The organism is Pseudomonas sp. SG20052 (assembly GCF_031766055.1).
Taxonomy (GTDB): domain Bacteria; phylum Pseudomonadota; class Gammaproteobacteria; order Pseudomonadales; family Pseudomonadaceae; genus Aquipseudomonas; species Aquipseudomonas mandelii.
Window position 1 is genome coordinate 2,666,641 of record NZ_CP134498.1, and the last position, 15,047, is coordinate 2,681,687.

Annotated in this window: 12 protein-coding genes and 1 pseudogene; 6 read left to right on the top strand and 7 right to left on the bottom strand. The window is 54.9% G+C overall.

Annotated features, from left to right (window positions below; all coding sequences use genetic code 11):
* Positions 1-39 precede the first annotated feature (39 nt).
* Positions 40-927, top strand: a complete 888-nt coding sequence (locus tag RHP74_RS12170; protein ID WP_311099626.1) for a LysR family transcriptional regulator — start codon at positions 40-42, stop codon at positions 925-927.
* Positions 928-1,023: 96 nt separating this feature from the next.
* On the opposite strand, the gene RHP74_RS12175 is transcribed toward RHP74_RS12170, so the two are convergent.
* Both RHP74_RS12175 and RHP74_RS12180 read right to left on the bottom strand, forming a co-directional pair.
* Complete coding sequence (locus RHP74_RS12175; RefSeq protein WP_311099628.1) at positions 1,024-1,329, bottom strand: helix-turn-helix transcriptional regulator; 306 nt, start codon at positions 1,327-1,329, stop codon at positions 1,024-1,026.
* 173 nt (positions 1,330-1,502) lie between these two features.
* Positions 1,503-2,627 carry an alkene reductase gene (locus tag RHP74_RS12180; protein ID WP_282410191.1) on the bottom strand — a complete coding sequence of 375 codons (1,125 nt, stop codon included), beginning with the start codon at positions 2,625-2,627 and terminating at the stop codon, positions 1,503-1,505.
* A gap of 568 nt (positions 2,628-3,195) precedes the next feature.
* Between RHP74_RS12180 and RHP74_RS12185 the strand changes: the two genes are divergently transcribed.
* A complete protein-coding gene (locus RHP74_RS12185; RefSeq protein ID WP_282410192.1) occupies positions 3,196-4,011 on the top strand; it encodes a CmcJ/NvfI family oxidoreductase in 816 nt (271 codons plus the stop codon).
* A gap of 346 nt (positions 4,012-4,357) precedes the next feature.
* Here the strand turns inward: RHP74_RS12185 and RHP74_RS12195 are convergent, their stop codons facing one another.
* The 4 genes and pseudogenes from RHP74_RS12195 to RHP74_RS12210 all read right to left on the bottom strand — a co-directional run.
* Positions 4,358-5,344 carry a low temperature requirement protein A gene (locus RHP74_RS12195; RefSeq protein WP_311099630.1) on the bottom strand — a complete coding sequence of 329 codons (987 nt, stop codon included), beginning with the start codon at positions 5,342-5,344 and terminating at the stop codon, positions 4,358-4,360.
* 518 nt (positions 5,345-5,862) lie between these two features.
* On the bottom strand, positions 5,863-6,390 hold the full coding sequence (locus RHP74_RS12200; RefSeq protein WP_010459441.1) for a thioredoxin domain-containing protein: 528 nt from the start codon (positions 6,388-6,390) through the stop codon (positions 5,863-5,865).
* Between the two features lie 17 nt (positions 6,391-6,407).
* Positions 6,408-6,944 carry a redoxin domain-containing protein gene (locus RHP74_RS12205; RefSeq protein WP_311099633.1) on the bottom strand — a complete coding sequence of 179 codons (537 nt, stop codon included), beginning with the start codon at positions 6,942-6,944 and terminating at the stop codon, positions 6,408-6,410.
* A gap of 36 nt (positions 6,945-6,980) precedes the next feature.
* Positions 6,981-7,286 (bottom strand): annotated as a pseudogene (locus tag RHP74_RS12210) (TolC family protein); the annotation flags it as partial.
* A gap of 428 nt (positions 7,287-7,714) precedes the next feature.
* Between RHP74_RS12210 and RHP74_RS12220 the strand changes: the two are divergent.
* The 3 genes from RHP74_RS12220 (at position 7,715) to RHP74_RS12230 (ending at position 12,963) form a co-directional block, all read left to right on the top strand.
* The gene (locus RHP74_RS12220; protein WP_409201933.1) at positions 7,715-10,480 is read left to right on the top strand and encodes an AAA family ATPase; all 2,766 of its coding nucleotides are present in this window, start codon (positions 7,715-7,717) and stop codon (positions 10,478-10,480) included.
* Positions 10,481-10,605: 125 nt separating this feature from the next.
* Positions 10,606-11,040, top strand: coding sequence for a phosphate-starvation-inducible PsiE family protein (locus tag RHP74_RS12225; protein WP_049870760.1), 435 nt, complete (start codon positions 10,606-10,608; stop codon positions 11,038-11,040).
* A 141-nt stretch (positions 11,041-11,181) separates the two neighbouring features.
* Entirely contained in the window at positions 11,182-12,963 is a 1,782-nt protein-coding gene (locus RHP74_RS12230; protein ID WP_010459454.1) for a monovalent cation:proton antiporter-2 (CPA2) family protein, read from the top strand.
* Positions 12,964-12,983: 20 nt separating this feature from the next.
* Here the strand turns inward: RHP74_RS12230 and RHP74_RS12235 are convergent, their stop codons facing one another.
* The gene (locus RHP74_RS12235; protein ID WP_311099638.1) at positions 12,984-13,874 is read right to left on the bottom strand and encodes a LysR family transcriptional regulator; all 891 of its coding nucleotides are present in this window, start codon (positions 13,872-13,874) and stop codon (positions 12,984-12,986) included.
* A gap of 110 nt (positions 13,875-13,984) precedes the next feature.
* Here RHP74_RS12235 and RHP74_RS12240 point away from each other — a divergent pair, with 110 nt between their 5' ends.
* The gene (locus RHP74_RS12240) at positions 13,985-14,992 is read left to right on the top strand and encodes a zinc-binding alcohol dehydrogenase family protein (protein ID WP_311099640.1); all 1,008 of its coding nucleotides are present in this window, start codon (positions 13,985-13,987) and stop codon (positions 14,990-14,992) included.
* Positions 14,993-15,047: the final 55 nt, after the last annotated feature.

The following is a 15,047-nucleotide window of genomic DNA, read 5'->3' on the forward strand; positions in this document are numbered from 1 at the left end:
AGAATTATTGAATCTTTCGGTCCTTTTGGTTGGTAATAAATGCTGGATTCCATTGATGAATTGCGGTTGTTTATTGCTGTTTTCGAGGAGGGTTCCATCCGCGCAGCGTCCGAACGAATGGGGATGACTGCCGCAGGCGCAAGCAAGCGTCTTCTGGCCCTTGAAGACAGCGTTGGTCGGAGACTTTTTAACCGCACCACCCGCAAGCTAAGTCCCACTTCGGACGGTGAGAAGCTTTATCAACACGCACTAAGCATCCTGGAAAGCGTCGAAAAAGCGGAGCGAGGATTTTTCCAGAAGACCGAGATTACCGGTCATCTACGCATAACCGCTTCCGCGACATTTGCCCAAGGTTATTTATCGAGCGTCGTGAGCAGTTATCTCAAACGCTACCCTGGCGTTATCGTTGATTTACACCCGACAGATCAACTGGTTGATTTGGCCGCCCATGGTACCGACCTTGCGATTCGGCACGGAGTAATGGCCGATTCATCCCTGATCGCGCAGAGGATTTCTGCGTCCCGACGTCTGATTTGCGCCGCCCCCCAATATTGGGAAAAACAGGGTATGCCTACCTCTCCAAAAGACTTAACCACGCTGGACGGCCTCATCGTCGGAAAAGATTCCAGTTGGACCATGTCCCGAGGAGGCGTTAAAAAAACATGCAAAATACGCAACCGTTTTTCATCCAGTTTGGGGGAAGTGGTTCGCCAGATGGCAATAGATGGGCATGGAGTAGCGCTGCTGATGGACTGGCATATACGAGATGATCTTGATTCAGGAAAGCTGGTGGAGGCATTTTCCAATTGGGCCATTGAGCCGCCAGTGGGAATCTATGCGGTATACCCTTCAAGAGAAAACATCGCTCCGACTGTTCTCAGTTTTGTTGCTCATCTCAAAGAGTGGGTCGCGGCCCACCCCGTTTAAACTGAGCGCTGATGGGCGACAATCCACCTTTTGAAGCGCTTTCGTTAAGGGAAAGCTTTGGGCGCCGCCGGTAAACGGTCCTCGGGTAGCCTGGACCTAGATCTTTTCTTGCAGCGCTTTGAAAAAGGCATCGATATTTTCGTCGTGACGTTTGTAATAGGTCCAAGGGCCTATCCGCTGCGAGGTTACCAGGTGCGCGCGCTGCAGGGTTGTGAGGTAAAGCGATGTAGTGGACTGCGAAAGGCCTGTGCGCTCCTGGATGATGCTGACGCACACGCCTACTGTTTCCGGGTCGACTTCCTGCTCGGGAAAGTTCGTCCTGGGATCCTTGAGCCAATTGAGGATGTCAAGGCGCGTCGGGTTCGCCAAGGCTTTCAGGGTTTCGTTGATGTCAATGTTCATAAAATTGGCGATACCTGTTTTTCGCGATATTGCGATATCTTCGTCGTTCGCACGGAGAATTGGAAGGCACCCAAAGTGACCTCTGCGTGCATTTGTTGCCAGGCAAGATGTTCCCCTTCCTCGGTCAGCAAGCGTAAGCCGCGCCCTGGAGTCTGGGACGCGGCGCGGATTGCTCAGGGGCGATAGCTCGGGTAGTCGGTGTAGCCCTTGTCGGTACCGCCATACATGCTTGTCGGGTCGACCGGATTGAGCGGCCAGTCGTTGGCGATACGGGCGGGCAGGTCGGGGTTGGCGATGAAAGGACGACCAAACGCGATCAGATCCCCCCAACCCGCCTGGATGACACGATTTCCGCGTTCAGCGGTGTACCTGCCGGCATAGAGAATCTTACCGCTGAAGATACTGCGAATATCTTCCCGGAACGCTTCAGGTAGATCGGGTGCGTTCTCCCAGTCGGCCTCGGCGAGCGACAGGTAGGCGATACCCACTTCCTCGAGAATCTTCACCGCTTCGACATAGGTTTGATGGGGATCTTTCTCGACCAGGCCGAGGTAGACGCGATCTTCATCGGTGGTCGCGAAGAGCGGGGCGAAGCGAACGCCCATACGCTCCTTGCCAACGACGCCAGCAACTGCCTGGGTGATTTCGCGCAGGAAGCGCAGTCGATTTTGCAACGAGCCACCATATTCATCATCACGCTGGTTTGTGTGGGCGGAAATGAACTGGTTCACCAGGTAGCCGTTCGCGCAGTGCAGTTCCACTCCGTCGAACCCGGCGTCCAGGGCATTGCGGGCCGCCTGGGCATAGAGCTGGACCAGTTCTTTCACCTCTGCGGTGGAAAGAGCGCGCGGGGTCGATGGATCGGCCAGTGCACCCGTGCCAGGGCCGGTCTCGATGAATACCTTGACGTTGTCCGCCTTTATGGCTGACGGCGCGACCGGCGCTTCACGGCCGGGCTGCAAGGACATGTGCGACACGCGGCCGACATGCCAAAGTTGAGCGAAGATCACACCCCCTTCGGCGTGAACGGCGTCGGTGATTTTGCGCCAGCCTTCAATCTGCTCGGCGCTGTGAATGCCGGGAGTCCAGGCATAACCCTGTCCACGAGGCTCGATCTGGGTGCCTTCGGTCACCATGAATCCCGCGCCAGTACGCTGGCGGTAATACGTGGCCATGAGATCGTTCGGAATGTTGCCAGGCTGGGAGCTACGCGAACGGGTAAGTGGTGGCAAAACGATTCGATTCTTGAGGGTGTAGGGCCCCAGCTGTGCAGTTTTGAAGAGCGCGGACTGTGTCATTTCATTTACCTGCATATATAGAAATATCGATGTATTAAGCTAAATGGATGCGGATCCACGGGATCAGAGCAAACCGTAAGGCGCTTCGTTGAGGTGTTCACCCACATCTTCTGCATTTGGCGCTTCCTGAGATACGGGGGGTGGCTTCGAACTCAGACTATTTGTGATATCGAGATATGTCAATATCTAGTTTTTTCTTTCTCAATTTGGTCAGCTATCGCAGGTTGCTCAGATCGAGATACTGATCAATGCTGCGCAAAAGATGATGTGTTGGGATGCGATCTTCCATCCGGATATCCACCGTATTTGCGCTGCTGGTTCAGAACTTCGATGTAGTAGTCGCCCTAGGCGCGGGCCTGGAGTCCGACGCGCCAGTACTGGTCAAGCTGCACGTCGGTGCCGAGGTAGGTATGTCCTTTTCTACCGGTCGGGGACCATGCACCTCGGGGTGCATTTGAAAGTGTCCCTTGGAAGGCATACGATCGAGGATGAGGCAGTTTACAGGCAAGCTACAGCGCCGCCACGGTGACACCACGCCGAATGCGGTCAGCAGACCGGGAGGCGTTACTTGAAGTGCACAACTGATATGCCCGCTAGCGTCATCACAAAACTCACCTACCTGGTCAAGCACGATGCGAAGCCCTATGTGCATACCGAGGCTTTGACCGGTGACAGTGAACCGCACTACTTTGCCGAGCAGGAGGAGCGCGAGGTCACGATACACAACGGTCGTCCGTTGGCAGGCAGCCTGTCTCTGGACAAGCAGGGGTTTGAGCTCCATCGGCGGGATACGGTGGTCGACGACCTCTACGACGATGCCTTGGTGGAAAGCGTCTACTATGACGAGGTCAAGGCCTTGATCAAGGAGCTGACGGGCGCGAGCCGGGTCGTCATCTTCGACCACACCAGGCGCAGCGACGCCGAGGGGCGGGATATTCGCGGCCCAGCCAGCCGTGTGCATAATGACTACACCGAGCGCTCGGGTCCTGAGCGTATTCGCGACGTGCTGGGCCTGGATCAGGCCGCCGCACTGGTGTCGGTGGCCCAGATTAACCTCTGGCGCCCGATGAGCGGGCCCGTCAAGCGCTCGCCGCTGGCCGTGCTGGACGCCTCGACGCTTGACTCCAATGACCTGCTGGCCACCGACTTGGTCTATCCGGATCGTATCGGTGAGATCTACCACCTGGCCTACAATCCGCAACAGCGCTGGTACTATTTTCCGGACATGCCCCGTGACGAAGTCTTGCTGATCAAGGGGTATGACTCACGTCACGACGGCCGTGCCCGCTTCACGCCCCATACCGCCTTCAAAGACCCCAATACGCCGCCGGGAGCCCCGCCGCGCGAGAGTATCGAAGTTCGCACCCTGGCCTTCTTTGATTAGGTTTTTGCCGCTTGGCGCGGGCCTCCCGCCGCGCGGTGTTCCCCCCCCCCCGTGCTTTACCAGGCGACCACCCGCTTCTCGTTGGTAGGGATGTATAGCGACTGGGTGAAGGGCTTGAACAGCTAACCACATTCGGCACGATCCGCAGTGCGCCAGTCCTCGACAATCAGCTGCTGAGTCTTTGGTGCGCGCGGATAGCTGATCCACCCGTGATATGGCTTAATTATAAAGATTCAACGATACCTGAAATTTAGGAAAACATAGCAGATCATGGTTGCTGTCAGGCCGACCAATATGTACTCGACGCGGGGTAGGAATATAACCAACCCACCTAGAGAAAACACGATCAGGTGTTTTGTAGTATGTATTTCCTTATTTTAGGTACCGCTATGAAGTAGCCATGTTGCTTGCCTAAGAAAAATAAGGCCATGCCGATGATTGACGTAATCTGGAAATCGCGCATCGCAATGTCATTCAGGATCGCATGCCTGATCAAATTTGCGAGAAGTGCTAGCCCCATAAATAGAAAAAGGTGCGAGTAGATTAAGGAGTGTCCACTCATACTACTTTCATTTTTGCTCAGTAGGTAAAAGCTATCAAAATAGATCCACCAGATACTGCAAATCATGATAAATCCGGTGATAGCTGCCATCACATTATAACGATCCCATTGAATGTCAGATAACCCTCCAGAAAGGCTAATTACCGACTCGCCCAATAAGATGAGGGTGAGTAAACCTAGTCGTTCAACCAAGTGTTCTGTATGTGCAGGCAATGGCTTTAGCTTACCCCAAGAAAACAAAGGGAGCAGAATGTCAAGAAAAATCCCAATGTAAGCGACAAGGTAACGCATAGGTGGGTCAAAAAGAATGGATGAAAGACTAACAACTGCGCTAACTAACAGGGCGAAGCCAAGCCTGGAGGAGAATTCGCTACGGTGATCGAATTTATTTATGGACGAAATGTACATAATACTGATGATGGCACGTATACCAAAATAGCAGGCAATGACAAGCGCATAGTTTACTTCCAATTCTTCCCCAATCCGTGCAGACAGCACAATGAGCAGCAACATTAAAAATAATGTTGCCAAGCGGTGAAGGTTACTGTCTGTATCAAACCTATTTGAGTAAATCGTGTGGCTGGACCAGATCCACCATAATGGAACAAAAAGCAGTAAAAATGTCCATAATTGCTCCTGTTCAAAGTGGCCGTGATGAAGATGTCCAAGAGTATGCGTAACCTTGCCAATTGCAACAACGAAAATCAGGTCAAAAAACAACTCTAACCATGTGGCGTGTCGATTTTTTTCATAATACTTCAAAGATTTCATTCGCTGCTGGCTCCGTGTGCACCTCTTTAATGTAGAAGGAAACTAACGGATAAGCGAACGGGTGGACGGGTATAGGCGTCAACCTTGGGGACGGTCGCAAAAACTGAGTGCAACACCTGACCTAGTCCACCACCACGTCTGTTAGTACGGTCAATACAGAATCCAGCGTGCCATCGGGCCGATAGCAACATTGCGCACGGGCGGACCTTAGCGGGCAACTGGGCTGCTGTTCCGCCAACCATTCATTCAGCGCCTCGACCAGGACACGGGCCTCGACTATGGAATCTTCCGAGCTGTCAAAAATTAACATCGCCATTTTTTATGTCCTCGGTTCGCTGGGCTGATATTTTCGTGCCGCTGCTTTATGAGCGATGCTTATCGCTGGCAGCACCTGGATTCTTCAATCTCCCGTATTGAAATATTATCGAATGCACACCTGGTGCGCTGCGCAATGGGGGACGTTCGCCCTCGGCTACGGTGTGAGTGATGCCAAGCGATTTCACTATCTAGCGATTTCGTCAACTCACTAACGAGAGCTCAATCATCTGACTCATCTCGGTGAACTCTGGAGCCCCGTCATAGCGAAGCCCGTCAATGTAAAACGCTGGGGTGCCATTCACGCCGCTCCGTACGCCGCCATTAAAATCGGATTTTATTTTGGGTACGTAGGTACCGTCTTGCATGGCAAGATAGAGTTCTTCGTCGGAGAGGCCATGTTTTAGAGCGATGGCCCGAAACAGCGGCAGGCCCAATCGATCCTGATTTTCATACAATTCGTCGTGCGCCTCCCAGAAGAATCCTCGACTCCCGGCAAACTCAGCGGTGACAGCTGCAGCCATCGCATGCGGGTGAGCAGTGGTCAGTGGAAAATTACGGAACACGAACAGCAAATCATCGCGAAAATGCTGTTGCAGATTCTTGACTATCCAATACGCTTCAGCGCAATAGGGACATTGATAGTCGCCAAATTCCACCAGTGTGACCTTGGCATGCGCACTTCCCTGGCGATGGTCGCTGGCACTTACCGGGACTTTGAGAGTGGCCATGGGATCACCTGTTAATTTTAGGTTGGCGTGCTTTGTGATGAATTCGCCAGAGCATCCAGCGCATCCAGAATGCCGTCCGCCCCCGGATTGATTGCCATCGGGGAGACGTAGCTCCAGGCGACCACCCCCTCCTTGTCAATCACGAACAGCGCCCGCTTACAAACTCCCAGGTGGGAGTCGTACGCTCCATACTGTCGCGCCACAGCCCCTTTGGGCTCGAAATCGGCCAGCAGGCTGAAGTGAAAACTCCGATCTTTGGCAAAGGCCTGATGACACCAAGCGCTGTCAACCGAGATACCCAGTAGCGTCGCACCGTATTCTCTGAATGTGGGTAGCAACTGGTTGTACAAGGTCAGTTGGTCGCCACAAACCGAAGTCCAGTCTGCGGGATAAAACGCCAGTATCACGGGAGTTCCCTTTAGCTCGCGTAGGGACAACTGCTGATCAGGGGTTGCGTACAGAGTGAAGTCGGGCGCGACAGTGCCGGCCGGCAGCGGCCCCTGAACCAGGTCGCCATTCGTTTCTTTCGCATCATCCAATTCTGAAGTGTGCATGGCTTGAGCCCTTATAGATGGGCGGTTGGGGTCTGCTCAGCGGGATACGACTTGCCCGGGGGGATAACTCCATCCACCGCCAAGTGATTTATAAATGGCGACGATGCCTCGATACACCTCGTTCGAGGCCTGAGCCTAAGTGTCTTCGGTTGCGAGACGTTCACTATCCGCATCAAGAAGCACGAGGAGATCCGCCGTGCCTTCGCGGTATTGGATTGAGGCCAGGTTGGCAGCGGAAAGGCTGGATTCGCTCTGACGCACCATTGACTATAGTCGTTGTTGGCGCTTGCCGTAATCGCTGAACGCGTTCTCCGTTTCCTCCAATGCCGGCAAGACCTCGCGCGCTCGTTCTTTTGCTGTCATTTTCGGCGGCTTTTTTATCCGATGGTTTTGGTGCGAACCGCAATCATGTCCTTGCTGATCGATTCGCCCCTGCGAATTCCGACATCGAAGCGTTGCTCGATCACGCTGGTGATTCCATAGCCTCATTTGCTGATGAGTTGGTGGTTTACGACTGGCGGTATTTTTGAGCACAAATTTATCAGACGTCGTTCGTCGGTATCCTGGGTCGCCCATAGCGTGTTTTGATGAGATCCGACTATCGTTATTGGATGGCGTAGTCTGCCGAGACTGCCATTCCCTCCAACGTAATCGTCTTCCTGAGCAATCTCAGCGTATTGCGGATCTCATGCCCCTATGTCTTGAGCATCGTTTACGGGGACGTAGATCCATCCGAATGAGTCCGTGTTATCCATCTTTGGAGACAACTCATCATGGCTACTCTCTGTGAAATATGTAATGCGAGACCCGCTGTAGCGCGAGTGACCGTATCGCAAAATGGCCAAGCCAGGACAATGTCCATTTGCGACCACGATTACCGTCAACTCTTACGCCATCAAAGCATGTTGAATCCATTCGACTCTCTACTGGGCGGGGGTGTGTCCCGCTTTTTCGACAGCATGGGCGGAGCAAAGGATCAAGCGGGTGATGACTTCAGGCTCTCTGCGCAAGTGCCTCGAGAATCTGTCGATGCAACCGATGCATTCAGTTCCCAGACGCTGGAAATCCTGCAACGCGCGGGTGAGAAAGCCCATGAGCTCAACCGTAGCGAGCTCGATACTGAGCATTTGTTGTATGTGCTTGCGGATACCGATGTGGGTACGGCGTTGCTTAAGGAGCTGAAGCTTTCTCCGGACGAGATCAAAGGCTACATCGATCAACATGCTCAGAGGGGCACAGCGGAGGCCCAGGCCCCGGTGGACCAGATGAGCATTTCGCCACGGTTAAAGAAAGTTTTCAATTTTGCGTTCCAGGCATCTCGTGATTTAGGACATTCGTACGTTGGCCCAGAGCATTTGTTGATCGGGCTTGCCTCTGTACCAGAAAGTATCGCCGGGACATTGCTTAAAAAATACGGCGTAACGCCTGAAGCCTTGCGGCAGAAGGTGGTCAAGGTGGTGGGTAAGGGGGCTGAGGATGGGCGAGTCGACACCCCGACGGGAACACCGACACTCGACAAGTTCGGTCGCGACCTGACGTCACTGGCTCGTGAGGGCAAACTCGATCCCGTACTGGGGCGCGCGCAGGAAATCGAAAATACCGTCGAGGTGCTGGCGCGGCGCAGAAAGAACAATCCGGTTCTTATCGGCGAACCTGGCGTCGGTAAAACAGCCATCGTTGAAGGGCTTGCACAACGAATAGTAAAGGGCGATGTCCCTGAGATTCTGCGTGGCAGGCGGCTTGTTGAAGTCAATCTGAACTCAATGGTTGCGGGCTCTAAATATCGTGGTGAATTTGAGGAGCGAGCCAAGCAACTGCTTGATGAAGTCGCCGCAAAAAGCTCGGAGCTTATTCTGTTCATCGACGAGTTACATACGATCGTTGGCGCGGGGCAGGGTGGTGAGGAGGGCGGCCTCGATATTGCCAATGTACTCAAACCCGCATTGGCACGCGGAGAGCTTAGCTTGATCGGTGCGACGACACTCAATGAGTATCAAAAGCACATCGAAAAAGACGCAGCGCTTGAACGACGTTTTCAGCCTGTGCTGATATCCGAACCCACCGTAGAACAGACCATCATTATACTGCGTGGGCTGCGCGACAAGCTTGAGGCTCACCATCAAGTCACATTCGCCGATGAAGCATTTGTGGCGGCAGCAGAGCTGTCGGATCGTTACATCACCTCGCGCTATTTGCCGGATAAAGCCATAGACCTAATCGATCAGGCCGCGGCCCGCGTTCGAATCAGTTCCTCGTCAAGGCCGGCCAGCATCCAGGAGCTGGAAGCCGAGATTACGCAACTTAAACGTGAACAGGATTATGCATCCTCCCGTAAACGTTTTGATGAATCCAAAGGCTTTGAAGAACGCATTGGTCAAAAACAAGCGCAACTGGGAGAGGAAACAGAAGCCTGGGAGCGCAAGACAGGTTCCGAAACCCTTGAGGTGACCCTGGAGTCAATTGCCGAGGTGCTGTCCCGTCTCACCGGTATTCCTGTGACCGAGCTTACGCAAGAAGAGCGTCAAAAATTGTTGAATATGGAAGAGACGTTGCGTGATCGGCTGGTCGGGCAGGAAGATGCTGTGCTCGCGGTCAGCGATGCCGTTCGTTTGTCTCGAGCCGGACTTGGCCAAGCCAACAGACCTATTGCCACGTTCCTCTTTCTTGGCCCTACGGGCGTTGGCAAAACTGAACTTGCCAAAGCGTTGGCGGAAACGGTGTTTGGTGACGAGCAATCGATCATTCGTATTGATATGTCGGAGTACATGGAGCGGCATGCGGTTGCTCGTTTGATCGGTGCGCCACCCGGTTATGTGGGATATGACGAAGGCGGTCAGTTGACAGAGCGTGTCCGCCGCAAGCCCTACAGTGTGATTCTGCTCGACGAGATCGAGAAAGCGCATCCCGATGTGAGCAACGTATTGCTTCAGGTATTCGACGATGGGCGTCTCACGGACGGCAAGGGACGTGTTGTGGACTTCAGCAATACGATCATCATTGCCACCAGTAACCTGGGCTCTCCCATCATCATGGAGAATCTCGAGCGCCCTGAAGATGAACGCCTTACGGAAAAAGCGTTACGTAATGAATTGATGGGAGTCTTGAAAGGGCATTTTCGTCCCGAATTCCTGAACCGTATTGATGACATCATCGTGTTTCATGCCCTTACCCGTGACAACATCCGATCGATTGTGAACATTCAGCTTGATCGGGTCATTCGAACCGCAGCTGCACAGAACATTACAGTGAAAGTTGATGGCTCACTCATTGATCATCTGGCGGACGTTGGTTATCAGCCAGAGTTTGGCGCGCGCGAGTTGAAACGTCAGATTCGCCAGACCGTCGAAACGCGGCTTGCGAAGGAAATGCTCGCTGGCAAGCTGAAAGCCGGCGACAGTGTCGAGTTGGGTTACGACAAAGAGCGTGGCGAAGTGGTCTTCAAAAAGGTCGAGGTGGATGCGTCAAAGACTTCCGAAAAGGGTAGTCCACCTGGCCAATCGGATGATCTGACACCTGCCGCGGAGACTGGGACTTAGCCTCATGCTTGGACGGGCCCGGCAGACTGAAGACGCAAGTGTGGAGGGTTATCGTGTCAAAGCCTGATTCTGAAAGGCGTGAGCGCAACTCGACGCTGAAAAATTTCAGACTTCAGTGGGCGCTGATGAGTGCTTACGAACGTTTCGAACAATTGGTTGTTCTTGCGCTCAGTCTCATCATCGCGTCTGTGATTATGATGGCGCTACTGCAGCTCTGTCGCAGGGTCGTGCCGTTGTTGATCAGTGGTGCGATTGATCCTCTGGACCACGATGTTTTCCAGGCCCTCTTTGGCTCAATCTTCACCGTGCTGATAGCCCTGGAGTTCAAGCATTCGATTGTGCGCCCCGCCTTAAGACGCAACAGCATCGTTCAGGTTCGCACAGTGCTGTTGATCGCCCTGCTGGCGCTCAGCCGGAAGTTCGTTATTCTCGATTCTGCCGCTACTCCTGCGCTCACCATTGCCGCACTAGGATTTGCCACCCTGGTACTCGGCATCGTCTGCTGGCTCTTACGAGAGCGTGATAAGGATGACTTACGAGAAAGTGATAAGGATGAATAGCTACAATTCTTGGTGAACGCTCCGGATCTGGTGCTTAGTCCTGAAGAATTTGCAGAACTGAGCGCTCAGCTTGAAAGCTCTGCTCAACACGCCTGGCCGTGGAAGCATTACCGGTCCTGATGTGGGATGAGGGTCAATGCTATGGCCGTTGAAGGCAATGCAGGACAATTATTGGGCGTCGTCATTTTGCTTGCCGCCGCCGTGCTGGTAGTGCCGCTGTTCAAACGCATCGGGCTCGGCTCAGTGGTCGGTTACCTGGCGGCGGGCCTGATCATTGGCCCCTTCGGACTGCAACTTTTCAATGACCCCCACACCATCCTTGAGGTGGCCGAGTTGGGCGTGGTCATGTTTCTTTTTGTGATTGGCCTGGAGATGAAACCCTCTCACCTATGGGACCTGCGTAGGCAGATCTTTGGGTTGGGCAGCCTGCAGGTGGTGGTCAGTGCATGTCTGCTCACTTTTGTCGGCATGGCTTTCGGATTCTCTTGGCAGGTGTCATTTGTCTGCGCAGCGGGTTTTGTACTCACCTCCACGGCTCTGGTTATGCAAGTTCTCTCGGAACGCGGTGACATTACCGAGCCGAGAGGGCAGCACGTCGTGTCCATTTTGCTGTTTGAAGACCTGTTGATAGCCCCTTTGCTGGCGGTGGTGGCATTTCTGGCGCCCACGGAGTTGGCGAATGGACCCACGTCTCCACTTTGGCAGCGCATAGGTATCGCAGCGCTGTCCTTGGGTGCATTGGTGGCCATCGGGTTGTGGCTGCTCAATCCCCTGTTTCGGGTATTGGCCCAAGTCAAAGCGCGCGAGGTAATGACTGCCGCTGCGCTGCTGGTTGTGTTGGGCGCAGCGTTGCTGATGGAACTCGGCGGTCTTTCAATGGCGATGGGGGCTTTCGCGGCCGGTGTGTTGCTGTCCGAATCCACTTTCCGCCACCAGTTGGAGGCCGACATCGAGCCGTTTCGCGGCCTGCTGCTGGGGCTGTTTTTCCTCGGCGTCGGCATGTCGCTGGATCTGCAATTGGTGGCCGAGGCCTGGAAGCTCATCATCTCCGGCGTGCTGGCGCTGATGGTGGTCAAGGCGCTGTGTATTTATGCGGTCGCGCGCCTCGCGAAAAGCGGTCATGACGACGCGCTGGATCGCGCCTTGCTGATGGCGCAGGGTGGCGAATTTGCTTTTGTGCTGTTTGCCGAAGCGCTCAAACTCAGGGCCATCAGTCCTGAAGTCAACGCCAATATGACGGCTATTGTGGTGCTCTCCATGGTCATAACGCCGGTGACTTTATTGCTGTACAAACGGTTTGCTCGCGCGCGGACCGTTTCCCTGGACGGTGTGGAAGCCGCACAGAATCTGCGCTGCAATGTACTCATCATCGGTTTTGGCCGTGTGGGGCAGATTGCCTGCCAAGCGCCGCTCGCTCAGGGAGCGAAAATTTCCATCATCGATATAAATCCAGAGGTCATCCGCGCCGTGACACCCTATGGTTTCAAGGTCTATTACGGCGATGGCGCCCGCCATGAAATATTGCACGCCGCTGGCGCCCATCACGCTCGCGCCATCATTGTTTGTGTGGACGATAAAAAAGCCGCGACTCGCATTGTCGAAAGTACGCGGCACTTCTGCCCGCAGGTGAAATTGGTGGTACGCGCTTTTGACCGCGAACATGCGCTGGAATTGGTCAAACACGACGCCGACTACATAGTGCGGGAAACCTTTGAGGCCGCCCTGCTGCTCGGCCGTCAGGCCGTGGTGACTCTGGGGGCGTCGGAGCACGAAGCCGACGCAGTGATCGACGAAGTGCGCAAACGCGATGCCGAACGTTTTGCCTTGGAAACATCGGGCGGGCTGTTTGCCGGACGAGCGTTGGTGCTGGGAAATATTGAGCGCATCGAGCCGCCGAACCCTGAGGCGCGGGAGGCTCGGTGAGCATCAGTCACAGTGCCGGCTCAACTGCGCTCCAGAGCAGAAAACTGGCTACTCAACCACGTATAAAGCTGAGAAACCGCAGGGCTGATCTGCTTGCGATGCGGGCACACCAGACTCAACGGCGAAGCTTCGCCAGGATAATCCGGTAGCAGCACAAGCAGGCGCTCAGCGGCGATATCGGCACTGACATCCAGCCAGGATTTGTAGGCGATACCTTCACCGTCCAACGACCAGCGTCGCACGACATCGGCGTCATCGCTGAACAGTGGCCCCGAAACCTGCACGGTTTGTCCGCCCAGGTTCCACTTGTCGTAGACCCGGCCATTTTGCAGATAGAGCAGGCAGGCATGCTTGCTCAAGTCATCCGGTGTTTGGGGAGAACCGCAGCGTTGCACATACTCCGGCGAGGCAACCAGCACCCGCTGGTTCCACGGCGCAAGCGGCAGTGCCACGTAGTTGGCATCTTCATTCGGGCCGTATCGAATCGCCACGTCCACCGGGTCGCGAAACAGATTGGCCACCTGGTCCGACAGGAAAAAACGCAACGTCAATTCCGGATGCTGACGGCGGAACAGCGTCAACCACGGCAGCAGTATGTTGCGCCCCAGATCGGATGGCGCTGTCACTTGCAGTACGCCCCGCAGCGTGGCGTTCTCACCACGCAGGTTTTCCTCGCCTTGCTTCAGGGTCTCAAGCACTGAGTGGGCGGTGGGCAGATATTGCTCGCCCTCGGCAGTCAATCGCAGGCTGCGAGTGGTGCGGGCGAACAGGCGCACGTCGAGCTCGCGCTCCAGACGTTTGATGGCGGCGGCGACCTGACCAGGCAGTAGATCAGCCTCCAGCGCCGCTGCGGTGAAACTGCCCAGCGCGGCACTGCGGATAAATAAACCAAGATCGTCGATGCGGATCATTTTCACTCCTGCAGTGAAAGTGTTGGCGCATTCTGCTTGTTTTTCTTTGTACATGGGAAGTCGAAGATGGCTGCAAGTGAGCGCATCAACCCTTCAGACAGCGAGTGTCCATGAAAGCCATCACCTTTACCGAACATGCTTTGCCCATCGACAATCCACACGCATTGATCGACATCAGCCTCCCGGTGCCCACGCCTGGTCCACGGGATCTGCTGGTCGAAGTTCGCGCGGTGTCAGTGAATCCCGTCGATACCAAGGTGCGCGCCGGAACTTTCACAAAAGAACCGAAAATCCTCGGCTGGGATGCCACAGGCATTGTCCGCGAGATCGGCTCTGAAGTGACGCTGTTTCAGCCGGGCGATGAAGTGTTCTATGCCGGCTCGATTGCCCGCACCGGCAGCTACAGCGAATTCCATCTGGTCGATGAGCGGATCGTCGGGCACAAGCCTCGGTCATTGAGTGCCGCCGATTCGGCAGCGTTGCCGTTGACCTCGATCACTGCCTGGGAATTGTTGTTTGACCGGCTCGGTGTCGTCGAGGGTTCGGGGGAGGGCAAGTGCCTGTTGATCACTGGAGCGGCTGGCGGCGTCGGTTCGATGCTGGTGCAACTGGCCCGACAGTTGACCCGCCTTACCGTCATCGGTACCGCCTCACGCCAGGAAACCGCTGATTGGGTGCGGCAGTTGGGCGCGCATCACGTGATTGATCACAGCCAGCCACTGCTCGCACAGTTGCAAGCGCTCGGCGTGGCGGAGATCGACTATGTCGCCAGCCTGACTCACACCGAACAGCACTTTGCACAACTGATTGACGTGCTCAAGCCGCAAGGGCGCCTGAGCGTGATTGACGATCCCGAAAGCCTCGACGTGATGCCGCTCAAGCGTAAGTCGCTGTCGTTGCATTGGGAGCTGATGTTCACCCGGTCCCTGTACGAAACCCCGGACATGATCAACCAGCATCACCTGCTCAATCGGGTCAGCGCTCTGATTGACCAAGGTGTTCTGCAGACCACTGTGGGCGAGCACTTCGGTGCGATTAATGCGGCCAACATGCGTCGTGCCCATGCGCTGGTCGAGAGCGGCAAGGCCCGGGGCAAAATCGTTCTCGAAGGTTTCTGATTTTACTCATCAGGCGGGGCCGCTGAACCACCTGCGGCATCACTAGCCAATCTTT